Source organism: Acinetobacter sp. YWS30-1 (assembly GCF_033558715.1).
Taxonomy (GTDB): domain Bacteria; phylum Pseudomonadota; class Gammaproteobacteria; order Pseudomonadales; family Moraxellaceae; genus Acinetobacter.
Map to the genome: position 1 here is coordinate 906,203 of NZ_CP114606.1, position 26,458 is coordinate 932,660.

The following is a 26,458-nucleotide window of genomic DNA, read 5'->3' on the forward strand; positions in this document are numbered from 1 at the left end:
TTTATTACTAGATGTTTCAAATAAAAAGGAAGCTTGAAGCTTCCTTTTTAGTAATGGGTTAAAAATTAATTCGCTGTGCCTTTGATCAGTTCTTCCAGCATGAAAGCGGTATTGTCCAAACCCGCACCAGTGATGTACCAAGCATCAGCATTCACATAGATCACTTTTTTCTCTGCCAAGGCTTTGGCATTTTTTAGGGCAGGGTGTTTCTGAATATTATCCTGAGCGGTGTATTTCTGGGTATTCACCGCACCACGATCCAGGATAATGATGTAATCAGGATTCTTCTCAACGGCTGCTGTAATACGCTGAACATTTTTCTCCGCTGCTTTCAATGCTTCCGGAGAGCCGGCTTCTGGACGGGGTGCATTAGACTGTTCAGATGGATCCAAGACTGGTTTAAAACCTGCTAATTCATAAACAAAGCCAAAACGGTCATTTTCTGCATGTGGCATAAAGTTTTCACCAACCGCAAACAACATCAGTGCAGTTTTGTCTTCAGTTTGCTTTTTAAGCTGTTGCTGCAGCGTTGCAATTTTACCGAGCTTTTCAGTAGCAATTTTCTCTTTACCAAATGCACGAGCCAAGACATGGGTACGTTCCGTCAGATCGACAATATATTGGCTAGTATCTGGAGAAAGATCTAAAGTCGGAGCAATACCTTTAACTGCCTCGGCTTTAGAAGCCGAACGGCCACCGACAATAATCAGATCAGGTTTTGCAGTTTTTAGTACATTGAGATCCGGTTCGAACAGTGAACCAGCTTTGGTGAATTTGTCCTGCTGGTATTTGCTTAAGTTGCCTACAAAGTTTGCTGCAGGCACCAGTTAAGCTTCAAGCCCTAGTGCATTCAAGGTATCCAGTGCCGAAAGGTCATATACTGCGATCTTTTTCGGGGCTTTTTTGAGTTGAATATTTTGGTCTTTATAGTCGAAAGTGACCTGTGCAGAAACTGTAAAGGAAGTTGTCAGTCCTAATATTGTGGCAAGTGCTAAAGTCTTAAATTTCATGTTTATTCCTCTAAATTCGCGACAAGATTAGCATAATTTTTGGAAATGAAAATCATTTTCATATGTGAATGATTAAAAAAGGGATACTGGCTATCCCTTCTTAATCATCCAAGACTTTAGAAAGGGATTTGGGTTAGTTTATTCAGGAAATGTGGAATAAGTCGCGGCTCCAGAATAATCGTCATCACCACACCATAAGCTGCACCCCACAGATGGGCACTGTGATTGATATTACTGTTGCCGCGTTTGCCCGACCAGATACTATAGGCCACATATAAAACAGCAAAAATAATCGCAGGGACTGGAATAAAGAATACGAAAATCAGCTTCCATGGCTCAAATAGAATGTAAGCGAACAGAACGGCGGATACTGCACCGGAAGCACCCAAGCTGGCCCAGCGCGCATCATTTTTATGTTTCAGATAACTTGGCAGAATCGCTGCAACCAGACCACCCAGATAAAACAGGATAAAGCCCAGATCATATAAATACTGCCGATAAAAACTTTCAATAATACTGCCGAAAAAGAACAGCGTGATCATATTGAACAGTAAATGCGTGCCATCTGCATGAATAAAACCATGGGTAATGAAGCGGTCATATTGACCACGTTGCATGGCAGGCGGCCAGAAAATCAGACGATTCATTACCGTTTCTTTTGAAAAAGCAATAAAAGAAACAATACAGGTGATCAGAATAATAGTGACAGTATGATTAAAAGGTAAATCAAGCATATAAGTAATTCTGGTTCTATCTATTTGACAATGATCATGCCATTAAAACAAATCTAAAGTGCGACTTTTATAATAAATCCGACAATTTTGGTTGAATTTTTATAATTACCCCGCATCTTCAGTTAAAATAGCAGCTTCAGCTTGAGGAAATTATTGTTATGTCGACTGAGAACAGCAACACTCCGGTTGCAGAAGAAATTCCAAATCTTTTGATTACACCGACAGCACAAGAGTATTTAAAGGATCTATTGGACAAACAGAATACACCAGGTATTGGCGTACGTGTGTTTGTAGAAAATCCGGGTACACCGCGCGCTGAATGTTGCATGGCTTATAGTGCACCTGATGAGGTTGTACCTACAGACTATAAGCAGGAATATCCAGATTTTCCGGCCTATATTGACTCTCCGTCAATTCCATACTTGCTAGATGCAGTTATTGACTACAATAAAGACCGTTTTGGTGGTCAGCTGACTTTCCGTGCACCAAACTCTAAAGTGCCACGCGTCGGTCCTGATGCCTCTGTAGAAGAGCGTATTACCTATGTGCTTCAGTCAGAAATTAACCCGGGTCTGGCAGGTCACGGTGGTAACTGTGCACTGGTTGAAGTGATTGAAGATCCTGAGCATGGCTTAACTGCAGTTCTTAAGTTTGGTGGTGGTTGCCAGGGCTGTTCAGCAATTGATGTGACTTTAAAACAAGGCGTTGAAACAACCTTGAAACAGCATATTCCTGAATTGGCACGTGTGGTTGACCAAACTGACCATACCCAAGCTGAAGGTGCTTATTTCAAATAAGTCTCTAATAAAATTAGCTTGTAAGAAATACCTCGAATGCTCGGGGTATTTTTTTATCTAGATTTAATAATGATAGTAATTATCAATACTAATTGTATTTATAGTTACATTTGATACAATGCGTCACAATTCCAGCAATATTTCTTCATAAATCAACTTTTGGGGCACCTTCGAATATGAGTAAGCCGTTTATGAAATCGACTTTGGCCTTTGCAGTGCTTTCAGCATTAGCTGTTTCAGTACAAGCACAAGACCAGGTAACTGAAGAACAAAAAGCAACATTACAGACTGAAACTACTAAATTGCAGACCATTGTGGTAACCACAGCGGGCGGTTTTGAACAAAATATTGCAGATGCACCCGCTTCTATTTCAGTCATTACCGCGGAAGAATTACAAAAAAAATCATATACAGATGTAATTGATGCTGTAAAAAATATGCCAGGCGTCTCTGTGCAAGGTGGCGGCAATAATAAAGAGATTACAATCCGAGGTATGGGTGCAACCTATACGAAATACCTTGTTGATGGCAGACCAATTAGCGCCGGTAGGGCAGTGAATGGTAATGGTACAGACGGTGGGAAAATTGGTGCATATTTACCACCAATTAACATGATTGAACGGATCGAAGTCGTACGTGGTCCAATGTCATCACTTTATGGTTCAGATGCTATGGGTGGTGTAATTAATATTATTACTAAAAAAGCGTCTGCTAGTAATTGGTATGGAAGTATTTCTCCTGAATATACGAAGTCTGATAATGATTATGCAAATGATAGTTATGGCGTCAGCATGTATGTCACAGGCCCATTAATTCAAGATAAATTATCTTTAAGTATAGATGGTAACTTCCAGGGGAATGACGAAAGTGACTTTGTCGGTGGAGAAGGGCAAAAATCTGGTTCAAGTGAGTCTGAGAAGAAAGTGAGAAAGCTCGGTACTGAACTGGTTTGGAATGTCGATGAACATAACGATATTGGTTTGAGATATGATTTTACAGGGCAGCAGTACACTACAACACTGGGTAAAAGTGTGGATGTTGCCACTCAAGCCTCTATCAATGAAAATGAGAAAAATCTATATACCTTAACGCATAAAGCACGTTACGATAATTTTACCCTTGATTCATACTATCAAGATGAGACAACTAAAAAAGTTTATAGTGGTGTCGTTGCTGACGAAAAAAATGAAGAATTAAAAGTCTTTAATACACAAGGCTCATTCTTTTTGGGTAACCATGCATTAACAGTGGGTGGTCAATATCAAAAAGAAAAAATTACTGATACCACAAATGGTCTAGCCGATATTACTGGGGTCACTTCACTCGACCGTTGGTTATTTGCCTTATATGCAGAAAATGAGTGGAGCATTACCGATGATTTCGCTTTAACTGTGGGCGCCCGCTACAATAAAGATGAATACTTTGGTGGTGAAATTACACCGCGCGTCTATGGTGTTTATCATTTAACTGATGCTTTAACTTTGAAAGGTGGTGTAAGTACAGGCTATAAACAACCAACGATTAGCCAAATTTCAGAAGGTTTTGGTAGCAGAACAGGAAAAGGCAGTGCTGTCATCATTGGTAACCCTGATTTGTCTCCAGAAAAAAGTACGAGCTATGAATTCGGATTTAACTATTCGGCTCCTGAACTTGGTTTAACAAGCAGTTTAATGGTCTTTAAATCTGATTTTAAAGATAAAATTGTTGAAGATCGTTTATGTGACACGCCAGGAACAACAAATAGTTCTCCTGTAGAAGAATGGAAATGTTCGGCAAATGGCAAGCCATATCGATTTGTTAGCCAAATGAAAAACGTTTCCGATGCAGAAATGAAAGGTGCTGAATTCACATTAGACTATGATGTACTGGATAATCTTCACGCGAGTACAAGTTATACTTATACAAAAACTGAGCAAAAAAGTGGCGAATTTAAAGGCCAGCCTTTAAATAAAATGCCAAAACATATGCTGAATGTCGGTCTGGATTATGATGTTTCAGATACCTGGACGACCTGGATGGACTATAATTACCGTGGCAAAACCAGTGATTATTTAAGCCGTACTTCTATGGATAATGGGACACCGGGATATGGTACTTTTGATGCCGGTGCAGTCTTTAAAGCGACAGATAACTTAAGGTTGACCGCTGGTATTTATAACATTGCAAATAAAGAAATTACCAATGGCGATTATGACATTGTACTTGATGGTCGTAGATACACCGTGGGTATGAATATCAAATTCTAATTCATAGATATGAAAAAGCCGCTTTAAAGCCATTGCTGTCCCACAATTTTTCACAAGAGGAAGCTCAAATGAGCTTCCTCTTGTTTTATGGGTATTTTATCGGGTGAAAATAAAGCTTTTAAAGTTCTTCTTTCAAACAAATTCACTTGAATTATTCTGAGTAAACGTTGAACTGTCCAACCTGTTTTTCCTAAATGTTGAGCGAAACTCACCAATAAATAGGCGATCATCGCAATCCAGATTTGTGTCTGAATTGCGTTCCTGCTGCGGCCTAGAAACGCTTTTAATTTGAGATTCTGCTTAATCGCCTTAAAGAACAGCTCAACTTTCCAACGATCTTTATAAATCGCCGCAATGGTGGAGGCGGCTAAATGAAAGTTATTGCTGAGAAAGCTAAAGTGCTTGCCACTTTGCTGATCTCTATATTCAATTCTTCTTAACACTGGGGCTTTTCTTTTTAGGGCATGTGCGCTATTCAGCTGAATGGTTTCATCTTTTAGAATACCTTTGGATTCAAGCACTGGATGTTGCTGGATCACCTGATACACAGATTTAGGCCTAAAACGTGTGACAAATCCAATGTTTTGAGCAGTCAGATTTGCATACCATTGGTAATCGACATAGCCTTTATCAAAAACTACAATGCTGCCAGCAGGAAACTGGAATTTGCGGCCTTGTACCATGTCATTTTCTTTGCCATTTTCAACTGCAACAAACTCAGGAATATCATTGCTGTGATTCAATCCTATACTGAGTTTCATGCTGGCTTTTGAGTCGTGAACTTTGGCCCATTCACATAAGGAAAGCGACAGGTCAATATGACTGGCATCCAAGGAATACAAGGGATTCTTAAAGCGAAATTTATGAGCGACTTTTGAGTGGTCATAGTATTTAAGCAACTTGTAAAATAGCTGTTGATACAAGGCAGCAGGCTGCTGCTCATTGATTCGTGCCAGCGTGCTTCGGGGAATAGACTTTGCTCCGAGATGACTTAGCTTTTCCTGTTGGCACTCCAAATTGGATTGAATATCTCTCAGACTTTGCCTACAAGAGAATTGAGACATCAATATGGCAATAAACTGATCCCACCGGGAAGCCGCTCTAAATTTCTGTCCAACATGGTGCACTTTAGCAAGTTGTTCAAAATCCTGTCGCACAACAGGTTTAATTAGCTCATGAAATACGGTATTCTGATGTAACAAAACCTGAATCCTGGTCGTTAAAGTGTTTGTTTGCACTCATATTTTAACTGTTAGGACTCAGGTTTTTTTATTTAAAGCAAACTATGGGACAGCAGTGGCTTTAAAGCGGCTTTTTTTATTCTGCAACCTTTAAAATTTTTAAGGTATTTTCAGCATAATAGAATTTTGCCAGATAGGCACGGGCACGTTCACGTAAATAGCCCTGATGAATCATCTGCTGAATTATCGGTGTTAGCGATTCATTCAGTTCATATTGAATCAACGATTCATCAATATTCAGATCTCGTAATAACTGATCAAATGTATGTTCCTGATTGCGTACATACCAGGTATAAATCCCGTCATGCAGTTGCTGCTGCATATATTCCGTCTGGCGCATATGATCCCAGATTTCGTGCCCCAAACTTACCGTCTGGTTCAGATCCTGGGTTTCAATATAGTTCTTGAGCACGGACAGCGGCATGTCTTTGATCTTATGCCAGAGATTGGCCTGAAAATGGTATAGCTTGTCATCATCAAAGTGCTGGTTCAGCACATGCTCACTCATTTGGCTGAGTTTTAAAATATTTTTTTGCAAATAACGGGCAACTGTATTGTCCAGACTGGAATCCGTAACATTTTCCAGAACAGATTTGCCCATTTTCATGAAGCGGGAAACGCCCGGAACACTCTTGGCAATCACAGAATTATCCAGATAATCCTGAATCGAATGTTGGATCAGTTGCGTAATCATGGCTGAAAAAGCAGGATTATTCACCACCGCTTTGATTAGGCGCTGACGATGACCACTTTTGCTGGCCACATATTGTGCAATTTTATCTATGGTCAGTACCGGAATGACATCGGCGATTTTGGTTGTATCATTGGCCGGATGGACCAGTGCAAAACGGATATGTTCGGCAATCTGCTCAATTAGAAAAGAACTGGCAGCAGTATCCAGAATCTGCTTTTGTAGCAGCTGATTGATCAGTTCACAGCTCCACAGATCTTTTAGGGTCTGCTTGCGCAACCAGAGATAAAACTCATGAAACTCGCTTTGAATGGTTTCAGATTGAGAAAATACCTGATCAAGAAAATCAAGTTGAGCATCAATCAACTGCTCAATCATCGGGTGTTTCTGCATAACTTCTCTGAAACTTAATTGAAAGGAATGAGTTTATCAGCAAGTGGATTTTTTAGGGTCTGTGTCTTGGCCAGGAAAGGCAAATAATGTTGGGCAACCTGTTTCTCTGCTTCCAGAATCGGCATATGACCAACATTATTTAAAATTACCGGAGTTTCAGCACGTTTCAATAAAGAATATAGCTCTTTCACCACTTCGACATTAATAATTCGATCCTGTTTTCCCCATAAAATTAAAGTCGGGGCTTCCACTGTACGGGTCAGACGGGCAAAGGTATCAGGCGTATACAGCCGGTTGAGCATTACCACCTGATCAATCGATTTGCTGGTTTGTTCCGAACGGGCAATCAACAGTTTTTCCTGCGCATGTCTTAACTGGTAAGGCATCGCTGGTGGATTCTGCATCAGCTGTTTGGAGACATCTTCCAGATCGCCCGGTTTACTGACAATCAGATCTTTGAGCGCATGTGGGTCTTTGGTATAAGGCGTATTGCCCATTTTATAGATGCCGGCACTATTTACTAGAAACAGGCTTTGGGTATCGAAAGGGTATTGGGATGCATAAACTGTCGCAATTGAACCGCCCAAAGAATGACCGGCCACATGCAGATTTTTTTCAATCTTCAGGGTTTCGACAAAAGTACGTAATTGCGAAGTGACATTGGGTACAGACAAATCAAAATCTGCTGGAACTCGAGTATCGCCATTGCTCGGCAAATCTGGAATGATGACATGATAATACGGAGTCAAAAACTGGGCGACACGATTCCAATTGTCGCGTGTGCCTGCTAGGCCATGAATCAGGATAATCGAGGGTTTGTTTTTTGCACCGCCTTCGCTATAACTCCAAGTCACATCCCCGACTTTCAAGGTTTTGGATTGTAGACCCGCCTGGATGCGTTGCTGGCTCAGGTAAAGCTGTAAAACTTCGGCAGATTTGGCTTTCGGCGGCGTAAACAGATATTGGCTATGGCTCAGGCTAGATAGGCTGAGACCCAGAGCGACTAAAGTGGAATAGATAATTTTTGAGCGCAATTTTATTATTTTCTTCATTAGCACTGTCCCCTGAAAAAACTGAGCAAAAACGCTCAAAATACTTCCGTGTTATCGATTTGCAATTTATAGATGAATCAAATCGTAATCTTTCACTTATTTTAAAGCATTCCTTAATATTGTACATCTGTTAATTATTAGCTTGAGCAGAAAAAATGCCCAAAAAACGTGATGAACTTCACAGAAAAATTCCCAGAACAATAAATCATCAAAGAGCTAAAAATTTTACAGCTAATTTTTTTTGCAAGTGACATTCAAAAAATCTAGCAGTAAGATATTCCCACTAAAAACATCGATGGTAAAAAAGAATGCTCACAGCTCAGGAAGCTATAGATCGTCTTAAAAAGGGTAACCAGCGCTTTGTCAATGGTGAAACGCAGCATTTAAAATTATTATCGCATCAGCAACGTGCTGAGATGGCAGAAAGTCAGGAACCATTTGCTATTGTTTTAGGATGTTCAGATTCACGTGTACCCGCAGAAATGGTTTTTGACCAAGGGTTAGGTGATCTGTTTGTCATTCGGGTAGCAGGTAATATTGTTGCACCGTCTCAAGTCGGCAGTGTCGAATTCGCAGCAGAAAGTTTTGGCTGTCCGGTTGTGATTGTTTTGGGTCATACGCATTGTGGCGCTATTCATTCAACAATTGAAGCATTAACCAATCCGGCAACACCGCCATCTGCAAATCTGATGTCAATCGTGAACCGTGTACGTCCATCAGTTGAAATTCTAATGCAGACTGAACTGAAAGATGACCTGAATAAACTGTCTAAACATGCAGTGCGCTCTAATGTGTTTGCTTCAGTAAACCAATTACGTCATGGTTCTGCAGTTCTGGAAAGCCTGATTGCTAAAGGTAAGCTACAGGTGATTGGTGCAGAATATTCACTTGAAACCGGTGAAGTAACTTTCTTTGACTTCTAAGGAAACTTTAAGATTTGATTCAGTTAAAGGCGCCTTAGAGGGCGCCTTTAATATAAGGATAAGCATTATTTAATAAAATAGACTGGGCTTTGGTGTTGGGATGAATCTGATCCTGTTGCATCAGACTTTTATTACCAGCGACGCCTTGCATAAAGAAGGGTAGTAGTTTGACCTTATACTGCTGACTGACCACCTTATAGTTATTTTCAAAAGCCTTACTATATGCCTGGCCATAATTTGGTGGCATTTTCATTCCAAAAACAACCACATTCGCCTTGGCTTTCTGACTTTGTTGTACCAGAGCTGCTAAATTTTTTTGAATCATTTGGGGTGGCTGTCCACGCAGGCCATCATTCCCGCCAAGCTCAATCACCACAATATCTGGACGGTGCGTCTGTAGCAGTTTCGGCAGCCTTGCCAAGGCACCACTGGTGGTTTCACCGCTCACACTTGCATTGACCACTTTATGCTGTTTCGGATAGTGTTGGTCCAAACGCTTTTGTAATAAATGTACCCAACCTTGCTGTGGTTGCATGCCATAACCAGCACTTATACTGTCACCCACAATCATAATGGTCTTTGCCGACAGACTAAAAGGAATCAGGCACAGTCCAAAGAATACCAGGCAAGGCAATACACGATTTTTCTGATTTAGATCTTTCATATAGGACACGTATGATTCAAAGCAGCAACGATTCGACCATCATGCCACAAGCGATTATTTCTGCCCAGAAATTGACACAAAAGATACAACTTTCACAAAAACAACTGACTATTTTTGAAGATCTTTCGCTGGAAATTTTGACTGGAGAACAGGTCGCCATTACCGGACGTTCCGGTTCAGGAAAGTCGACTTTACTGGGCATTTTGGCCACTTTGGATCAGGCCAGTGCCGGGCAGTTAACGGTTTGTGGGGAGCTGGTATCGAGCTTGAATGAAGAACAGCGTGCTTTAGTCCGGCTAAAAAATATTGGCTTTGTATTTCAGTCTTTCCAGCTTTTACCTCATCTTACTGCGCTTGAAAATGTCATGCTGCCTTTACGTTTACAGCTAGATTTTAAATATAGTGATGCCGAACAAAAGGCGCTGGCATTGCTACAAAAGGTCGGATTAGACCGTCAGGCTCAGCAAACACCAAAAGTACTGTCGGGTGGGGAGCAGCAACGTGTCGCCATTGCCCGCGCATTGGTCAGTGAACCCAAAATCATTTTTGCTGATGAACCGACAGGTAATCTGGATGGGGAAACTGCCCAAGAAATCGAACAGCTGCTCTTTCAGTTGAATCGTGAATTAGGCACTACGCTGGTTCTGGTTACCCATGATCCTGATCTGGCCCGACAATGCCAGCGTCATTTTGGACTGGTCAATGGTCAGCTGATTGAACATGCGAGTGGAGGCTGATATGCAGCATCTGTTTCGTCCTTTACTCAGACAAAGTTTTAATACGACAGGGATTTATCTGTTGATTATTGCTTTGACCTTAGCCATTAGCGCCACAACGGCGCTCAAGTTCAGTAATGAACAGATTCAGAACGCCGTTGCTTTACAGGCAGCTGAAATGCTGGCGGGAGATTTGGTACTTTCTGATAATGAGCCGCTAGCTCAGGAATGGCGTGATCAGGCCAGGCAGCTCGATTTACAGCAATCTGAAGTCACATTTTTCAGTACGATGGCTTATACCAATGATCAGTTTGTCATGGTCAATGTTAAGGCTATTGATCAGGCTTTTCCTTTACGAGGAGAGCTACGGGTTCAGCCTGCAGCAGATAAAATCCAAGCGGGGGAAATCTGGCTGAGTTCACGGGCCATGGATCTGCTCAAGGTCAAACTGGGTGATGAACTGAATATCGCCGATGCCAAATTTAAGGTTACTGCAAAAATTGAGCAGGATTCTAATCAGGAGCTGGGTTTTTCTGGCTTTTCGCCGACTGTGATTATTGCTCAATCAGAAGTGGCGCGCACCAATGCGATTCAGGTCGGTAGCCGGATTGATTACCGCTTATTAATGGCAGGCAATCCAGCCGATACCCGGCAATATGAAACCTGGTTCAAGCAAAAGATAAAATCTGAAAATGGAACTTCAGGTGAAGCAGATGCTGAGGTTGAGGGACAAGAACTGGAACAGCAGGGCAGTCTACGCTTGCGTAATGCAAGCGAAGGCAATACCCGTTTAATGAAACCAATTGCCAATCTGGATACTTTTCTGCAACTGGCCAATATTCTCACCATTTTATTATGCGGGATTGCCATTGCTTTAACCGCACAACGCTATGTACAGCAGAACCAGGATCATATTGCCCTGATGCGTTGTATTGGCGCGACCAAAAATCAGATTCTGGCCGCTTATCTGGCTTTGCTGGGTTTAGTGCTTTTAATCGCCATGCTGATTGGTAGCGTGATAGGTGTTGCATTAGGTTATGGCTTGCTGCAACTCATGCTACAGCTGATTCCAAACTTGCAGCTTGAGTTCTCTGCTACGGCGATGCTGCTGGGGCCCTTGCCAATTGCCATGCTGACCAGTGCAGTGGTGTTACTGGGCTTTGTCATGCCGAGTCTGTTTCAACTCTTAAATACTCCTCCGATTCGGGTCATTCGTCAGCAGGAAAAATCCGTCCATTCGATGTTGTGGATGTTACTGACCGGAACCTTAAGTCTGATTATTTTCAGTGTGATTTTAACGGAAAATATCGTGCTGACAGCTTGGGTGATTGGGGCCATTATTCTGCTTTGTGCTGTTCTGTATTTTACGGTCTGGAGTATTTTAAAACTGCTGCGTAATCTGAAATTCAATCTATCTGCCTATGTACGGACACCGTATCAGACCGCTTTACAGATTACTGCCTTAGCTTTAGGACTCAGTTTGATTAGTGTGCTGGCTGTACTGCGTACAGATTTACTTGATCGATGGCAGCAACAGTTGCCGGAAGGGACACCCAACCAGTTTGTCTATGGTCTGCCGCCTTTTGATATGCCTGACTTAAAAGCTCAGTTAGAACAGAATGGCTGGAAAAGCACGCCGCTTTATCCCAATATTCGCGGGCGTCTGGTAGCGAAAAATGATCATCCTTTTGCTGCTGAACTGGTCAAAAAGAGTAATACCTTAAGACGTGAACTGAATCTGACCCAGTCGGATCGCTATCCTCAGGATAATGTCATTGTGCAAGGGGAGGCAGGATTGAAACAGCCGGGTGAGGTTTCGGTCGAAGCCAATACTGCACAAGAGCTGGGCATCAAACTGGGAGATAAGCTCAGCTTTAGCCTGCCTGAAGGCATACTCGAAGCCAAAGTGGTGAATCTCAGAACGGTAGAGTGGGAGAGTTTTAGTCCAAACTTCTTCTTTATCTTTGCACCGAATACTATGGATGCCAATGCGGGCAGTTATCTGGGCAGCTTCTATGTACCGGAAACAGACAAAGATAAACTGGTGAATCTGGTTCAGCGTTTTTCGAATACGGTATTTATTGATGTCAGCCTGATTCTGGAAGAAATCAAACGAATTGTGAATGTGCTGGTACAGATCATTACCATTCTGGCTGTGCTGGTCAGTGTATCCGGTTTTCTGGTACTGATGGCCTGTCTAAACCTGCTCATGGATGAACGTAAACGTGAAGTGGCTTTGCTCCGGTCTTTTGGTAGTTCCAAACAGAAGCTGAAAACCATGATGAGTCTGGAAATCGGTTTTATCGGACTATTCGCCGGTATTGTTTCATGTCTGTTTGCAGAAGTGATCAGCGCCATTGCCAGCTATAAGATGGATCTGATCATTCAGCCCCATTGGGAAATCTGGATTATCCTGCCTGTATTTATGACTGTGTTATGTACCCTGATCGGGCGTTATCGTCTGAGTTATCTTTCCGAGATTCCGCCCTTGCAAAGCCTGCGTGAGATGAATCAATAAGATTTATCTTACGGGTTGATCCGCCAACTGCTGTTGTAGCATTTGTAAAATTTCTTGCCAGAATGGGCGGATCGGTTCAAGCAGGGCCAGATTATATTGATACAGTACGACACAGGCAGCGACGCCGAACAGTAAGGCAACCAGACTGACTAGACGGCCACGCTGCATTTTCTGACCGAGATACCAGAGCGCTGTCAGTCCGGCCCCCATGATCATGCCGCCAATATGTGCGGCATTGTTAATTCCGCTAATCATAAAGCCCATCGCCAGGTTAAGGCCCATGATCATTACGAGCGTCTTTTTATCCAGAATAAAAGGCTGACGGGGCAACATTGGCAGTAAAGATAGAACAGTCAGGGAGGCACCGAGACCCATGACTGCACCCGAAGCACCCGCACTAACACCCGGCAATAAGCCAGGATTGGCTACACCGCCTTCGATTAAGGCATAACTGTCCTGGATACTCATATAGCCACTGAGCAAGCTACCCATCAGGCCGGCACAAATATAAAGACCTGTAAAATAGACCCGGCCAAAAATTTGTTCAGCGACACTACCAAAAATATACAGTGCCCACATATTCAACATCAGGTGAATTAAGCCAAAATGAAAAAACATGCTACTAAACAGGCGTATGGGTTCCGCTAAATACGTTAAAGGTGCATAATCTGCTCCCCAGCGAATGGCATCTGGAGAACTTGGCTGTGTGATGTCTATTCCATTCAGAACCTGCCAGCCAAACAGGCCGACATTGATACAGATCAGGAGTGCGGTCATCCACCAGAGCTGCATTTCCAGTTTGCGATGTGTTGTTGGGGGAGAATATTCAGGCATGCTATTTTTTTGCTGTGATTGTATATTTCGAATAAGCTTAACACGAAAAATTGAATTTTCAGGAGTAACGCACTGACATGAAAGCCTTTCTGACCCGCACCCTTCTCGTGATTGTCAGTGTGATTCTACTTGTTCAACTGTGGATTTTTGCAAGTTTAGCCTGGTGGCGGACCAATCCGGTGAATACCACCATGATGATGCGGATCGATTATTGGACTGAACCCTCCAAACCCATTCAACATCAGTGGCGCCCTTATGATGAAATCAGTACCAATCTCAAGCGGGCGGTAGTGACTGCAGAAGATGGAAAATTCATGCACCATCATGGCTTTGACTGGGATGGTATTCAGACTGCGCTCAGCCGTAACAAGAATGAAGGCCGTGTCGTGGCAGGGGGGTCAACCATTTCCCAGCAGCTGGCTAAAAACCTGTTCCTTGTCAACAAGCGTTCATTCCTGCGTAAAGGTCAGGAAGCTGTCGCGACCTGGATGATGGAACGCATGTGGTCTAAAGAGCGTATTCTGGAAGTGTATTTAAACTCGATTGAGTTTGGAGACAATATCTATGGAGCAGAAGCGGCAGCCAAACATTATTTTGGTAAGACTGCAGAGAGCCTGACCCGTGATCAGGCCATCTTCCTGGCAGCGATTCTCACCAATCCAAAATATTTTGAAGATCATCGTAATGCATCTGCACTAAAAGCACGTAAACGTATGATTCAGCGTTATATGCGCTATGCTGAAATCCCTTAAATAAAAATATCAAGATAAAGCCCAAATATTTGGGCTTTTTTTATGAAAATGTCATTAATTTGAAGCATACTAAAAGCAATAAGCAAGACTTGAAAATAGCGTAGGTTTGATATGAATACGGCAGCCAGTACGACTTCGGCACCAACCGAATATACTTATAATGATCGTTACATTAATCGTGAACTGTCTATTCTGGATTTCCATTTGCGAGTGCTGGAACAGGCGGTTGATCCTCTGCATCCTTTGCTGGAACGCATGAATTTTCTACTGATCTTTTCACGTAATCTGGATGAGTTTTTTGAAATTCGTGTGGCTGGCGTCATGGAACAACTGGATTTGGGCAATGAAAGCCGCAGTCCAGATGGTTTGACGCCAAAACAAGTATTAGAGCAGATTGCCGAAACTGCACATGCCGCCATTGAACGTCAGTACCGTATTTTAAATGAAGAGATTTTGCCTAAACTGCGTGAGGAAGATATCTGCTTCTTGCGCCGTGGAGAGCTAACACCGGCACAATCGGCCTGGGTGAAAAAATATTTTCAGGAACAGGTTGCTCCAGTTCTTACGCCTATTAGCCTTGATCCGGCACATCCATTCCCACGTCTGGTGAATAAATCCCTGAATTTTATTGTGACACTCGAAGGGAAAGATGCCTTTGGCCGTCAGATTGATCTTGCGGTTGTTCCTGCGCCACGTTCATTGCCACGTGTTGTGCGTTTACCGGATGAACTGACTGATGGTAAAGAACATCATGTGATGTTATCCGCCATCATTCATGAACATGTGTCTGACCTGTTCCCGGGCATGACCGCGACTGGCTGCTATCAGTTCCGTGTTACCCGGAATGCCGATCTGGCCTTAAATGAAGATGTTGAAGACCTGGCCAAAGCCTTAAAAGGCGAGCTAAGTTCGCGCCGTTTTGGTCGTGCAGTCCGTCTGGAAGTGACTGAAAATTGTCCGCAGCATATTTATGAATATCTGCTGGAAGAATTTGATCTGGATGAAGAACAGCTCTATAAAGTGGCAGGACCGGTTAATCTGGCGCGGTTACTGTCCAACTTCAAACGTCCACATTTACGTTATGATTCACATACGCCAATTCTGCCTAAAGTACTGAAGAAATCTGAAAATGTTTTCAGTGCCATGCAGAAGCAGGATATTTTGCTACATCATCCATTTGAATCTTTTGCACCAGTGATTACGCTGTTACGTGAAGCGGCACGTGACCCTCAGGTACTGGCAATCAAGCAGACATTGTATCGTAGTGGTCCAGATTCCGAGATCGTGCAGGTGCTGGCAGAAGCGGCCCGTAACGGTAAGGAAGTGACTGCAGTCATCGAGCTGCGTGCACGTTTTGATGAAGAATCTAATATTGCAGTTGCCAATGTGCTGCAAGAAGCGGGTGCTGTCGTGGTCTATGGCATTGTTGGTTATAAAACCCATGCCAAAATGATTCTGGTGGTACGCCGAGAAAATAACAAGTTGGTGCGTTATGTGCATCTGGGAACCGGGAATTATCATGCGGGCAATGCACGGATTTATACAGATTATGGCTTGTTAACCACAGACAAGGATCTGTGTGAAGATGTGCATCGTATCTTCCAGGAATTGACCGGAATGGGGAAAATGGCCAAGCTGAAAAAGCTGCTCCATGCACCATTTACATTGCATGCCCAGCTCATCAACTATATTGATAATGAAATTGCCAATGCCAAAGCGGGCAAGAAAGCCCAGATCATCGTGAAGGTCAATGCTTTAACTGAGCTGCAACTGATCAATAAACTTTATGAAGCTTCTCAAGCAGGTGTACAGATTGATCTGATTATCCGCTCGATTTGCTGTCTGCGTCCAGGCTTGCCGGGACTTTCAGAGAATATTCGGGTACGTTCAATCGTCGGCCGTTTCCTGGAACATACGCGCGTATTTTATTTTAGCAATAATGGCAATTCCCGCATTTATTGCTCAAGCGCAGACTGGATGGATCGTAACCTGTTTAATCGTGTAGAAGCCTGTTTTCCGATTGAAGATGAAGCATTAAAGAAACGCATTTACCAGCAAGGCTTATTAAATTACCTGAAAGACAATCAGCAGGCCTGGTTGTTACAGGGAGATGGAACCTGGGTGCGTGCCCAAGTCGCTGAAGGTGAACAACCACATAATGCACAGCGTACCTTGCTGGAAACCTTTAAATAACTCAAAAAAACTAAAAAGGCTGATGATTCAGCCTTTTTTATACCCTATTAGGTTTGGAAACCAGTTAATGGCTTCACGAGCTTTTGATAGATTCTGCGAATAGCAGCATAAATCTGGTAATCGTGCAGACTTAATCTGTTTTGAATTTCGGCCAAAGTCAGGTCTTGGCTGAAATACTTTAACATCTGTACTTCAGTCTGATTTAAAAGATGTATCTTTGTTTCCTGACTCACTAAATAACGGGCTAATTCAGGATGTAAATAGGAACCGCCACGTAGAATGATTTTCAGGCTTGCCACTATTTTCGAAACAGGATGCGAAGCAATCAGATATCGATCCACGCCAGATGACAAGAATAAATCGATCATTTCAAGTGAATCATCAGCTAAAACTATAATCAGATGAGGAATCTGGATTCGTGCTTGAATTACATTAAGATTCTTAAGTTGTGCTTTCTCATGAATCTCATATAACACGAGATTGGGAAGATACTGTTCAATATGGGATTGAGCAGACAGATGATCGGTATAGGACAGCATATCCGGTTGATAACCGAGCTGTAGCAATGCAAGATCAAGATTGGAAGAGAGCGGGGGGGGATAAGGTTGCACCAATAATACGGGTGCGGGCAAAAATGAGGCCAAAGAAATCTTATCCTGAGAGTAATTAATATACAGATGTATTTTGGCTTAAATTGGTTTCAATGCCAATCCCCAGAAATAGGGATTTAATTTTTATATATTATAAATAGTTAAAGTTTGAAAAACTGGTTTTTGGATCATTTTAATTGACTGAATGTATAAAAATTACTTTAAAAGAAGACGCAGGCAAGAAAAAAGGAGCAATCTAAGTGCTCCTTTTTTTCTTAGGGTTTAATTAAGCTGCATCATGGGCAGTAATTTTTTGCAAAATTTGTAATAACACATCGAACTCGCTTTGTAACGGTGTGCTCTTACGAGTGACCAACGCCAGAGTACGGCTTGGTGCAGCATTAATTGGATTAATACGCAGATCCGGATTGGCTTTGATCATATTGGTATGCAGCGCAATTTCTGGCAACAGGGTAAAACCAAGATCAGCAGACACCATTTCGATCAACGTCGGTAATGAACTCGCTTTCAGGCGATGATCATTTTTGCGCTCACCAATCGGGCAGGCACTCAATGCATGATCACGCAAGCAGTGTCCTTCTTCCAGAAGCATCAGGCGAGACAGATCCAGATCTTCCAGAGATTTGGCTTGAGCTGCATTCTGGTCAGATTTGTGATGCACCAGATACAGATTCTCTTTGGCAATTTCAGCAACTTTCAGGCTACGGGTATCGAAAGGCAGCGCTAGCACCACCATATCCAGATTACCATGCTCCAGTTTCTCTACAATTTTCTCACTTTGAGCTTCATGTAAATGTAGCTGGATTTTCGGTAGCTGCTGATGCACTTCATCCAGAAATTGCGACAGGATGAAAGGGGCAATGGTTGGAATAACGCCAAGATGCAGATCACCGGTTAATGGTTCACTCATTTCACGACTTAAACGCATTAAGTCCTGAGCATCAGCCAGTAGAACACGGGCACGTGCAACCACTTGTTCACCAAGCGGCGTTAAACGTACATTCTGGCGATCGCGTTCAACAAGAACGCCACCGAGTAAACGCTCCAGCTCCATAATACCGCCAGACAAAGTTGACTGGGTAACAAATGAGCGGCGAGCAGCTTCTGTAAAATGCAGCGTCTCAGACAGTGTTACGAGGTATGACAGCTGTCTTAGGGATGGTAATGCAGCCATAGTGTCCTAATGTTTATGATTTAAAATGATCAGCAAATAATTCGCTAAGATATGGAATAAAATGCGGAGGGATATCATGCCCCATTCCATCAATTAATTCAAATTTAGCCCCTGAAATTGCTTTTGCAACAGCCTTACCATGACTAGGAGGCAGCAATCTGTCACGAGCACCATGAACCACCAGGGTCTCTTGTTGGATTTGCTTGTCCAGTTGCAGCAATGAACCCGTACATAATATTGCTAAAAACTGTTGAAGTACACCCGCTGGATGGTAACTTCGCTTATATAACTTACGGGCGGTCTGAATCGCTTCCAGATGATTCACATAACCCGGCGAGCCAATAATATTAAACAGCTTCAAGCTATGATCGACAATGCCATCTTCATCTGTGGAAGCGGGTTTGTCAATTAAACTAAAGAGTTGCTTTGGAAAAGGCGGAGGTAACAGTGGCTGGTTATTACTGGTAAACAGTAAACCCATTTTTTTAACTTTGTCAGGATAACGTGCGGCCAGAATCTGGGCAATCATGCCGCCCATAGAGGCACCGAGCACATAGACCTGACCCAGTCCCATTTTTTCAATCAGAAGATGTACATCATCTGCCATATCGTACAGCGTATAAGGCGCGCCCTGATTGCCTAAACCCAGTACAAAACGGCTCATCATTTTTAAAGTGTTTAAGCGAGGCCCTTTATGGTGAATTTTGGAAGATAAACCAATATCCCGGTTGTCAAAACGCACCAGATGATAGCCCTGATCAATGAGGGATTTACAGAAGAAGTCCGGCCAGTACAGCATCTGTGCCCCAAGCCCCATAATCAGCAGAATGGTCGGGTGTTCAGGATTTCCTCCGACTTCCACGTGCAATTCGATGCCATTGCCAAGATCGGCCTTGGTTTCACGCATGAAAGCTGTATACGGAGAATGATTGAACTGCAGGGCACTGTGCATGATGTATTTCCTGATTAAAGGACATTTCGCTTAAAAAATGTCCTTTGTATTAAACATCTAAACTGTAGCTGGAATCAAGTCAGGAACCTGCTTGGTCAATGCCAGGCGTTGTTTGGCAGCAGTGGCACCAAGCAGGACAAATCCACGCAAAGTACCGCTGGCATCAAAGGCTTTGGCCAGCATACCGTCATCAAACTCTTCATTTTCCCAAGTTACTTCGACATCAACCGGAGCAGGAAGGACAGTCAATGGCGCAGCTGGCGTTTTTACCGCAACAGGCATTGCTGGATAATGGACTGCAGTATGTTCGCCATTCAATGTTTTAGACAGGGCGCGGGCCTGCTGCATGATTGGCATGACATATGGCAAAAGCATTCCATTTACTTCCGCACAGTCGCCTACTGCATAAATATCCGGTTGATTGGTTTCTAGTTTTGTATTGGTCAGAATCCCGCGACTGGTATGAATATCGGCTTCTTTTGCGACAGAAATATTCGGTTGTAAGCCCACAGCAGACAGCACCACATCAGCAACAACTGACTGACCATTGGCAAGTGTGACCAGATAATTACCATTTTCAACTTTAGAGACTTTTTCAACTGTTGTCCCTAATACAAAATGAATACCCGTCTCTTCAAGATTTTGCTGGAAAGCATCTGCGACATGAGCTGGTAATAAGCGACCTAAAGGCTGGGGTGCCAGATCAATCACGGTGACCTGATGATTGGTATGCTGCAAGTCATTGGCAAATTCACAGCCGATCAGGCCTGCGCCTAGAATCACCACGCGTTTATCCTCACGTGCTGCCAGATTATGACGGAAAGCTTTATAGTCAGTCAGGTTATTCACCATATGAATATCGTCGCTGGCATCACCGGCAATGGCTAGGCGTACTGGATTGGCACCTACAGCTAGCACCAGTTTAGAATAATCCTGTGTGCTTTCCTGACCGTCTTTTTCTAAAGTTAGCTGATGTTGTTCAGGATGAATCACTTTGACCCAGGTGTTTTTTTCGATGCGCATTTTCAGCTGTGCTGACATTTTTTCTGCATCACCCAAAGGGATGTGTTCTGGCGCTTTGTTTCCTGCTAAAGCATTAGAAAGCGTAGGTTTTGCATAATTAGTCGCATCATCAGCACAAATCATGACAAGTTCATGGTCTGGGTTGAGTTTGCGAAACTCACGGGCAACAGCATAACCCGCCATGCCCGAACCAATGATGACGATAGGATGCATACGATTCTCCATGCTTTTTTAAATTAGTTTTTTTCAGGTATAAAGGACATAAAAAAGACCATTCAATATGGTCTTTAAAAGAACATGATTAGATTTCAATCATTTCAAAATCGACTTTAGAAACACCACAATCCGGACAAGTCCAGTCATCAGGAATATCTTCCCATTTGGTTCCAGGAACGATTCCGTCCTGAGGCCAACCTTCTGCCTCGTCATAAATCCATCCACAAACGATGCATTGATATTTTTTCATATAACTCTCCAAAACTGACCAACTGTAGCTGTCAGCTTAAAATCCACAAATGGCAAGACCCTAAAGAATATGACTTTTAATAGTAAACATATTTGGCTAAATTTTTACGCAGTTCTATTCATAAAGTAAAGCGAATAAAAGTTTAATCAGTGAAATTAACAGCAGAAAGGGCAGTCCCTAGGTATTTCATTACTAGAAATATATTTAAGGTTAGGCAAAGAGTTGTATTTTTAGTTTCATAAAACACGTTTCTGGCTTAGATTTTAAGTTGTAGACCAAAGTCGGGCAGAAAAAATGATTAAAATCAGTTAACTTAGACTTAGAAAAGTCTTTATTAAATATTTTTTAAAATAAATTTATATATTTAAATCAATTGGTTATTATTATTTTCTGCTTTAATATTGCACAGTTGTTGTTGTTACACATTGTTAATTTAGTTTAAAATTCACCTATTCCTTTCCTTGTTTAAAGATCTCCCATGAGCAATTTGTCTACTTCTCTGTGGTCTCACATTCGTACTGTCCAGAATTTCCCAAAACCAGGCATTTGTTTCTTCGATTTGACTCCATTATTCATGAATAATCTAGGGCCATTAACTGATGCTTTGATTGCCAGCATTCCTGAAGAAAAGCTTGCTGAAGTAGACAGCTTTGTGGCAGTGGAAGCACGTGGTTTTGTGCTGGCAAGTCTGTTGGCGCAGCGTACTGGCAAAGGCTTATTGCTGGTTCGTAAAGCAGGTAAATTGCCGCCTCCAGTGGTAGGTGTAGGTTATAGCCTTGAATATGGCCTGGACCGTCTGGAAATGTCTGCAGAGGTTCAGGGACAAAAAGTAATTATTGTGGATGATGTACTGGCAACTGGTGGTACATTGAAAGCAGTTCATGAATTGGCTGAGAAATGTCAGCATCAGGTTCTAGGTGCGAGCATCTTCCTTGATCTGCCAGATTTACACGGTGAATTAGGCTTGGACATCTGGTCAGTACTTGACGATAAATCTCAGCCTGAAGCTGCAGTTGCTTAAGTCTGAATGATCAAAAAAGCCCCAACTATTGGGGCTTTTTTATTGCCGGATAAAATGATATTCAATTTCCTGAATCAGGTCGTTAATCTGTTCGGGATGTTCCAGACGATGATGACCACCTTCAATGGCATGAATTTGCATATAGTCTTCAAGCTGAGCTTGTGCCGCATGCATATCCAGAATTTCATCACCTAATTCCAGATAGGCCATTTGCGGAATATCATGCTGCAAATCACTGTCACAAATCGCAGGATAATCATCGCGGAAATTCGGTTGCAAGCTAGGATTCGCGATCACACAAGGGATCTGATGAGCTTGTGACATTTTTAGCGCCCAATAACCGCCCAGACTGTGTCCGACCAGAATATCCGGTTTAATGGTTTCAACCATTTCGTGGTAGAAATCGGCTACCGACTGGTAGCTCAGATTGCGATAATCCACATCTATACAATATTTATGCATTGCATCAATTGCATGAAATTTCGTGGACTGTTTTGACGAATCCAAGCCATGAAAAAACAATATTTTAGACATATTTTTACTCATTTTTATCGGACATGGCAAAGTCGTGGTCAGGGTGTTAAGACACCACCTTCTAATATGGTCATTATTGTAAAACGTCTATTTCGAGGAAGCAGTTAGCTATTGGTCTAAGCTGATACGGGATATAAAGGCAGAATTTGTGCAGAGGATTGAGGTCTTGGACTTTCATCTAACAAAAGTTGGGCAATATTCTAAAAAAACCAATCATAAAATTCGAAACTGAAAATAATGAAAATCATTTGTTTTTAAAAATTTCATATATCCAGAAATTTTTCTCAAGAAAAGCCACGTGTGGGAAGTCTTTACGCTACGATTTGATGCAGATTTCTGCTATTCTATGCAACTTCTATTTTTTAACTAATCTTATCCGAGGCAGAGATGACGCAAAATAACGCTCAATCGACTTCTGAACAAATCATTTCCGAAAACGATTTAATTGCACAGCGTCATGCCAAGTTAAAGCAGATTCAAGACCACGCAAAAGAAACTGGTGTTAGCCCATGGCCAAACACATTTAAACGTGAACATTATGCGCAAGATTTACAAGACCAGTTTGCTGATAAATCTAAAGAAGAAATTGAAGCTGGCGAACACGTTCATGTAAAAGTAGCAGGTCGTGTGATGTTGAACCGCGGTTCATTCATCGTGATTCAGGATATGACCGGTCGTATTCAGCTTTATGTTCCACGTAAAGAACTTGAGCCAGAAGTACTTGCAACGATCAAAGGCCTGGATCTGGGCGATATCATTGCAGTTGAAGGTTATATCGGTCGTTCTGGTAAAGGTGACCTGTATGTTCATATCGAACATTTTGAATTACTGACAAAATCATTACGTCCACTTCCAGACAAGTTCCATGGTTTGACTGATACTGAAGTGAAGTATCGTAAGCGTTATCTTGATCTGATCGTAAATGAAGAAACCCGTAAAACTTTTGAAGTTCGTGCCAAAGTTGTTGCCGGTATTCGTAGCTTCCTGAACGACAAACGTTTTATGGAAGTTGAAACCCCGATGATGCACGTAATTCCTGGTGGAGCATCTGCGCGTCCATTTGAAACGCATCATAATGCACTGGATATGCCGTTGTTCCTGCGTATTGCACCTGAGCTTTATTTGAAACGTCTGGTTGTGGGTGGTTTCGAGCGCGTATTCGAAATTAACCGTAACTTCCGTAATGAAGGTGTTTCTACTCGTCATAACCCTGAATTCACTATGATCGAATTCTACCAGGCGTATGCAGATTACAAAGACCTGATGGAATTGACAGAGCAAATGCTGGAAAAACTGGCAATTGATATTCTGGGTACCACTGATGTGCCTTATGGCGATGAAGTCTTTAGCTTCAAAGGACCATTTAAAAAGATCTCAATGTTTGACGCCATTCTTGAGCACAATCCACAGTTCACTCCAGAAAATGTCAATGACCGTGAGTTCCTGGCGAAATTCATTCAGGAAGAACTGAAAGAACAGGTAAAACCAGGTTTTGGTCTGGGTAAACTGCAAACAATCGTATTTGAAGAAACGGTAGAAACTCAACTACGTCAGCCTACATTCGTGACTGAATATCCAGCGGAAACTTCTCCACTAGCTCGCCGTAATGATCAAAATCCGCATATTACAGACCGTTTTGAATTCTTTATCGGTGGTCGTGAACTGGCAAATGGCTTCTCAGAATTAAATGACCCGATTGATCAGGCTGAACGCTTCCAGGCACAGGTTGCTGAGAAAGATGCGGGTGATGATGAAGCAATGCACTATGATGCTGACTTCATTGAAGCTCTGGAATATGGTCTGCCTCCTACAGCAGGTGAAGGGATCGGTATTGACCGTCTGGTGATGATCTTTGCGAATGCACCAAGTATCCGTGATGTAATCTTATTCCCGCATATGCGTCATAAACACTAATGACTTATTCGAAAAAAGGCAGTTTTTAAAACTGCCTTTTTTATGTGTTCAGTATTTATTTTAAATAAAATTAAAACCCAGCATTATTTAATTCTATTTTTTACATTTGTAATTTCATTTTTGTATTTCTATCTCATTTCTCGAAGCGATTTATTATTTTGAAAGTCAATTAAATCTAGGGTTTCATATTATACTGATACAGTTTCGCCATTGAATATTGTTTTTGAAATATCTATGGTTAGGCAAAAATAAACTTGAGAATATTGATCCCATGTTTCTAAAAAAACCATTATTAAGTGTACTTCTTACGACACTTTCACTTCCTGTTTTTGCTCAAGGGCTGGTTCTGAATGATGCAAATCTTCGTACTGACTTGAACTGGTTAAACCAGCAAGGGGTGATCCAGATCAGTACCTCGACCTGGCCGCTCAGTGGTGATGAAATTCAACGTGCTCTATCCAATGCACAAGTGAGTAACAAAGTACAACAACGTGTTATTGATTCAGTTCTGGCAAAATTAACAGCAGACAATCAGCAGCTCAAAGTAGGCTTATTTGCGGAAAGTGATCCAAAAGATATTCCTCAAGCCTTTGGCGATCAGCAAAAGGCACAATTTCAGGCAGCTTTAGAGTTTAATGCAGGCGGCGAAAACTGGGATGCCAAACTCCGGGTTAATGCCGAAAAAGATCGACAAATTGAGAATGATCAGGATGTGAATCTGGAAGGATCTTATCTAGCAGGGAAACTCTGGAATCAATGGCTGATTGCCGGCCAAATTCCGACCTATTGGGGTCCAGGACATGATGGCAGCTTGATTCGTGGCGATGCTAGCCGCCCAGTATATGGCTTTATGGCACAGCGTGCAGAACAAACAGCTTTTGAAACTAAATGGCTGTCCTGGATTGGACCGTGGCAATATCAGGCTTTTGCAGGCCAATTGGATGATTATACTGCCGTTCCAGATGCCAAACTTATTGGCCTTCGTGTAACAGCACAACCTTTATCTTACCTGGAGCTAGGTGCTTCTCGTGCGATTCAATGGGGTGGGGAAGGACGTCCTGAAAGCTTAAGTTCATTATGGGATGCTTTTGTCGGGAATAAAGATAACGGTGGTACGGGTGAACCTGACCCATCGAACCAGATCGCGGGTTTTGATGCACGCCTGAACCTGTTTCCTTTGACACAGGTACCTATGGGCTTCTATGGGCAATATGTAGGTGAAGATGAAGCGGGTGGTCTGCCTGCGAAGAAAATGTATCTGGCTGGAATAGACTATTCTTCGACTGTAAGAAATATGCCATATCAACTTTATACAGAATGGGCAGATACACGTACTAACGGCAAGGTGCGAGGTATTTCTTATAACCATACCAATTATACTGATGGTTTTTATCAGCATGGTTATCCGCTGGCACATGCTTTAGGTGGTGATGCACAGATGGTTTCAGTAGGTGGTGATATCCGTTTTGATCCGATGAACCGTTTATCTGGGCGGGTATTGTTTGCTGAAGTCAATCAGTCTGAGCGTGCAAGTGTAAATAATGCTGCTTTTGCTTTTGATGATGAAATTAAAGCACTAGATGTCACCTGGTCGCATTATATTCGTCCAGAAATGCCACTTAAAATTAATGCCTGGATAAGTGACTCAGATGTAAATGGTCAGGATGGCGGTGCCTCTATTGGAATTGAAATTCCATTAGAAAAAGGCTTGTTCAAATATTAATATTCAAGACACAACAAAATCCTGCTCATCTGGCAGGATTTTTTTATATTTTCAAAAATTACAGACAAAAAAAACGCAATGATTGGGGTTGTCATTGCGTAGAAAAAGGAAGTTTCTTTCAAAACTAAATCAAGATTAACTGTGGAGAGAGTTAAATTTGATTCCTTACTGTATGTAAGTATATTAGGACTCATTCTCATGTGACTCATCAGTATTCATGTTAATAGATGTTAAGTAAGGTTAAAACTATGAAGAATCTGTGTGGAAACTTGCCTT

24 protein-coding genes are annotated in these 26,458 nt (G+C 42.2%); 10 read left to right on the top strand and 14 right to left on the bottom strand.

The window, feature by feature from the left end; all coding sequences use genetic code 11:
- Positions 1-65 precede the first annotated feature (65 nt).
- The 3 genes from O4M77_RS04115 to O4M77_RS04125 form a co-directional block, all read right to left on the bottom strand.
- A complete protein-coding gene (locus O4M77_RS04115; protein ID WP_323713897.1) occupies positions 66-824 on the bottom strand; it encodes an ABC transporter substrate-binding protein in 759 nt (252 codons plus the stop codon).
- Between the two features lie 3 nt (positions 825-827).
- Positions 828-1,010 carry a hypothetical protein gene (locus O4M77_RS04120; protein ID WP_257220288.1) on the bottom strand — a complete coding sequence of 61 codons (183 nt, stop codon included), beginning with the start codon at positions 1,008-1,010 and terminating at the stop codon, positions 828-830.
- A gap of 116 nt (positions 1,011-1,126) precedes the next feature.
- Positions 1,127-1,744 carry a rhomboid family intramembrane serine protease gene (locus tag O4M77_RS04125; RefSeq protein WP_004783040.1) on the bottom strand — a complete coding sequence of 206 codons (618 nt, stop codon included), beginning with the start codon at positions 1,742-1,744 and terminating at the stop codon, positions 1,127-1,129.
- A 158-nt stretch (positions 1,745-1,902) separates the two neighbouring features.
- Between O4M77_RS04125 and nfuA the strand changes: the two genes are divergently transcribed.
- A complete protein-coding gene (gene nfuA, locus O4M77_RS04130; RefSeq protein WP_034705129.1) occupies positions 1,903-2,541 on the top strand; it encodes a Fe-S biogenesis protein NfuA in 639 nt (212 codons plus the stop codon).
- Positions 2,542-2,732: 191 nt separating this feature from the next.
- Complete coding sequence (locus tag O4M77_RS04135; RefSeq protein ID WP_323713898.1) at positions 2,733-4,787, top strand: TonB-dependent receptor domain-containing protein; 2,055 nt, start codon at positions 2,733-2,735, stop codon at positions 4,785-4,787.
- 50 nt (positions 4,788-4,837) lie between these two features.
- Here O4M77_RS04135 and O4M77_RS04140 read toward each other — a convergent pair whose 3' ends face one another.
- The 3 genes from O4M77_RS04140 to O4M77_RS04150 form a co-directional block, all read right to left on the bottom strand.
- Entirely contained in the window at positions 4,838-5,989 is a 1,152-nt protein-coding gene (locus O4M77_RS04140; protein WP_323713899.1) for an IS4-like element ISAbe18 family transposase, read from the bottom strand.
- 115 nt (positions 5,990-6,104) lie between these two features.
- Entirely contained in the window at positions 6,105-7,112 is a 1,008-nt protein-coding gene (locus O4M77_RS04145) for a hypothetical protein (RefSeq protein ID WP_323713900.1), read from the bottom strand.
- Positions 7,113-7,126: 14 nt separating this feature from the next.
- Positions 7,127-8,164, bottom strand: a complete 1,038-nt coding sequence (locus O4M77_RS04150; protein ID WP_286965212.1) for an alpha/beta fold hydrolase — start codon at positions 8,162-8,164, stop codon at positions 7,127-7,129.
- Between the two features lie 308 nt (positions 8,165-8,472).
- On the opposite strand from O4M77_RS04150, the gene O4M77_RS04155 reads away from it, so the two are divergent.
- Positions 8,473-9,087, top strand: coding sequence for a carbonic anhydrase (locus O4M77_RS04155; RefSeq protein WP_323713901.1), 615 nt, complete (start codon positions 8,473-8,475; stop codon positions 9,085-9,087).
- Positions 9,088-9,121: 34 nt separating this feature from the next.
- Here O4M77_RS04155 and O4M77_RS04160 read toward each other — a convergent pair whose 3' ends face one another.
- Complete coding sequence (locus tag O4M77_RS04160) at positions 9,122-9,751, bottom strand: arylesterase (protein ID WP_312318997.1); 630 nt, start codon at positions 9,749-9,751, stop codon at positions 9,122-9,124.
- Between the two features lie 11 nt (positions 9,752-9,762).
- On the opposite strand from O4M77_RS04160, the gene O4M77_RS04165 reads away from it, so the two are divergent.
- Positions 9,763-10,488, top strand: coding sequence for an ABC transporter ATP-binding protein (locus O4M77_RS04165; protein WP_323713902.1), 726 nt, complete (start codon positions 9,763-9,765; stop codon positions 10,486-10,488).
- 1 nt (position 10,489) lies between these two features.
- The gene (locus O4M77_RS04170) at positions 10,490-12,985 is read left to right on the top strand and encodes an ABC transporter permease (protein ID WP_323713903.1); all 2,496 of its coding nucleotides are present in this window, start codon (positions 10,490-10,492) and stop codon (positions 12,983-12,985) included.
- Between the two features lie 3 nt (positions 12,986-12,988).
- Here O4M77_RS04170 and O4M77_RS04175 read toward each other — a convergent pair whose 3' ends face one another.
- Positions 12,989-13,819, bottom strand: coding sequence for a rhomboid family intramembrane serine protease (locus O4M77_RS04175; protein ID WP_323713904.1), 831 nt, complete (start codon positions 13,817-13,819; stop codon positions 12,989-12,991).
- Positions 13,820-13,896: 77 nt separating this feature from the next.
- Here O4M77_RS04175 and mtgA point away from each other — a divergent pair, with 77 nt between their 5' ends.
- Both mtgA and ppk1 read left to right on the top strand, forming a co-directional pair.
- Positions 13,897-14,571 (top strand): monofunctional biosynthetic peptidoglycan transglycosylase, encoded by a 675-nt coding sequence (mtgA, locus tag O4M77_RS04180; protein WP_004783023.1) that lies wholly within the window; start codon positions 13,897-13,899, stop codon positions 14,569-14,571.
- Between the two features lie 111 nt (positions 14,572-14,682).
- Positions 14,683-16,764: a polyphosphate kinase 1 gene (gene ppk1, locus O4M77_RS04185; RefSeq protein WP_034704182.1), complete on the top strand. Its 2,082-nt coding sequence runs from the start codon at positions 14,683-14,685 to the stop codon at positions 16,762-16,764.
- Between the two features lie 47 nt (positions 16,765-16,811).
- Here ppk1 and O4M77_RS04190 read toward each other — a convergent pair whose 3' ends face one another.
- The 5 genes from O4M77_RS04190 to rubA form a co-directional block, all read right to left on the bottom strand.
- Positions 16,812-17,408: a DNA-binding response regulator gene (locus O4M77_RS04190; RefSeq protein WP_323713905.1), complete on the bottom strand. Its 597-nt coding sequence runs from the start codon at positions 17,406-17,408 to the stop codon at positions 16,812-16,814.
- 232 nt (positions 17,409-17,640) lie between these two features.
- A complete protein-coding gene (oxyR, locus tag O4M77_RS04195) occupies positions 17,641-18,549 on the bottom strand; it encodes a LysR family transcriptional regulator OxyR (RefSeq protein ID WP_005234587.1) in 909 nt (302 codons plus the stop codon).
- Positions 18,550-18,562: 13 nt separating this feature from the next.
- The gene (estB, locus tag O4M77_RS04200; protein ID WP_218945715.1) at positions 18,563-19,501 is read right to left on the bottom strand and encodes an esterase EstB; all 939 of its coding nucleotides are present in this window, start codon (positions 19,499-19,501) and stop codon (positions 18,563-18,565) included.
- Between the two features lie 57 nt (positions 19,502-19,558).
- Positions 19,559-20,737, bottom strand: coding sequence for a rubredoxin reductase RubB (gene rubB / locus O4M77_RS04205; RefSeq protein ID WP_159122822.1), 1,179 nt, complete (start codon positions 20,735-20,737; stop codon positions 19,559-19,561).
- Positions 20,738-20,825: 88 nt separating this feature from the next.
- Positions 20,826-20,990, bottom strand: coding sequence for a rubredoxin RubA (rubA, locus tag O4M77_RS04210; RefSeq protein WP_004783011.1), 165 nt, complete (start codon positions 20,988-20,990; stop codon positions 20,826-20,828).
- A 478-nt stretch (positions 20,991-21,468) separates the two neighbouring features.
- Between rubA and O4M77_RS04215 the strand changes: the two genes are divergently transcribed.
- On the top strand, positions 21,469-22,011 hold the full coding sequence (locus O4M77_RS04215) for an adenine phosphoribosyltransferase (protein ID WP_004783009.1): 543 nt from the start codon (positions 21,469-21,471) through the stop codon (positions 22,009-22,011).
- 39 nt (positions 22,012-22,050) lie between these two features.
- On the opposite strand, the gene O4M77_RS04220 is transcribed toward O4M77_RS04215, so the two are convergent.
- Entirely contained in the window at positions 22,051-22,545 is a 495-nt protein-coding gene (locus O4M77_RS04220) for a YqiA/YcfP family alpha/beta fold hydrolase (protein ID WP_034704192.1), read from the bottom strand.
- Positions 22,546-22,932: 387 nt separating this feature from the next.
- Between O4M77_RS04220 and lysS the strand changes: the two genes are divergently transcribed.
- Positions 22,933-24,459, top strand: coding sequence for a lysine--tRNA ligase (lysS, locus tag O4M77_RS04225; protein ID WP_034704199.1), 1,527 nt, complete (start codon positions 22,933-22,935; stop codon positions 24,457-24,459).
- A 271-nt stretch (positions 24,460-24,730) separates the two neighbouring features.
- Positions 24,731-26,182, top strand: coding sequence for a capsule assembly Wzi family protein (locus tag O4M77_RS04230; RefSeq protein WP_159122821.1), 1,452 nt, complete (start codon positions 24,731-24,733; stop codon positions 26,180-26,182).
- Positions 26,183-26,458: the final 276 nt, after the last annotated feature.

Excerpts from the sequence above, each read along its gene's own strand:
- O4M77_RS04120 (WP_257220288.1), bottom strand. The coding sequence starts at position 1,010 with ATGAAATTTAAGACTTTAGCACTTGCCACAATATTAGGACTGACAACT.
- oxyR (WP_005234587.1), bottom strand. The coding sequence starts at position 18,549 with ATGGCTGCATTACCATCCCTAAGACAGCTGTCATACCTCGTAACACTG.
- O4M77_RS04220 (WP_034704192.1), bottom strand. The coding sequence starts at position 22,545 with ATGTCTAAAATATTGTTTTTTCATGGCTTGGATTCGTCAAAACAGTCC.
- O4M77_RS04135 (WP_323713898.1), top strand. The coding sequence starts at position 2,733 with ATGAAATCGACTTTGGCCTTTGCAGTGCTTTCAGCATTAGCTGTTTCA.
- O4M77_RS04165 (WP_323713902.1), top strand. The coding sequence starts at position 9,763 with ATGATTCAAAGCAGCAACGATTCGACCATCATGCCACAAGCGATTATT.
- nfuA (WP_034705129.1), top strand. The coding sequence starts at position 1,903 with ATGTCGACTGAGAACAGCAACACTCCGGTTGCAGAAGAAATTCCAAAT.
- O4M77_RS04125 (WP_004783040.1), bottom strand. The coding sequence starts at position 1,744 with ATGCTTGATTTACCTTTTAATCATACTGTCACTATTATTCTGATCACC.
- O4M77_RS04145 (WP_323713900.1), bottom strand. The coding sequence starts at position 7,112 with ATGCAGAAACACCCGATGATTGAGCAGTTGATTGATGCTCAACTTGAT.
- O4M77_RS04175 (WP_323713904.1), bottom strand. The coding sequence starts at position 13,819 with ATGCCTGAATATTCTCCCCCAACAACACATCGCAAACTGGAAATGCAG.
- O4M77_RS04155 (WP_323713901.1), top strand. The coding sequence starts at position 8,473 with ATGCTCACAGCTCAGGAAGCTATAGATCGTCTTAAAAAGGGTAACCAG.
- ppk1 (WP_034704182.1), top strand. The coding sequence starts at position 14,683 with ATGAATACGGCAGCCAGTACGACTTCGGCACCAACCGAATATACTTAT.
- rubA (WP_004783011.1), bottom strand. The coding sequence starts at position 20,990 with ATGAAAAAATATCAATGCATCGTTTGTGGATGGATTTATGACGAGGCA.
- mtgA (WP_004783023.1), top strand. The coding sequence starts at position 13,897 with ATGAAAGCCTTTCTGACCCGCACCCTTCTCGTGATTGTCAGTGTGATT.
- O4M77_RS04215 (WP_004783009.1), top strand. The coding sequence starts at position 21,469 with ATGAGCAATTTGTCTACTTCTCTGTGGTCTCACATTCGTACTGTCCAG.
- rubB (WP_159122822.1), bottom strand. The coding sequence starts at position 20,737 with ATGCATCCTATCGTCATCATTGGTTCGGGCATGGCGGGTTATGCTGTT.
- estB (WP_218945715.1), bottom strand. The coding sequence starts at position 19,501 with ATGCACAGTGCCCTGCAGTTCAATCATTCTCCGTATACAGCTTTCATG.
- O4M77_RS04170 (WP_323713903.1), top strand. The coding sequence starts at position 10,490 with ATGCAGCATCTGTTTCGTCCTTTACTCAGACAAAGTTTTAATACGACA.
- lysS (WP_034704199.1), top strand. The coding sequence starts at position 22,933 with ATGACGCAAAATAACGCTCAATCGACTTCTGAACAAATCATTTCCGAA.
- O4M77_RS04150 (WP_286965212.1), bottom strand. The coding sequence starts at position 8,164 with ATGAAGAAAATAATAAAATTGCGCTCAAAAATTATCTATTCCACTTTA.
- O4M77_RS04230 (WP_159122821.1), top strand. The coding sequence starts at position 24,731 with ATGTTTCTAAAAAAACCATTATTAAGTGTACTTCTTACGACACTTTCA.
- O4M77_RS04160 (WP_312318997.1), bottom strand. The coding sequence starts at position 9,751 with ATGAAAGATCTAAATCAGAAAAATCGTGTATTGCCTTGCCTGGTATTC.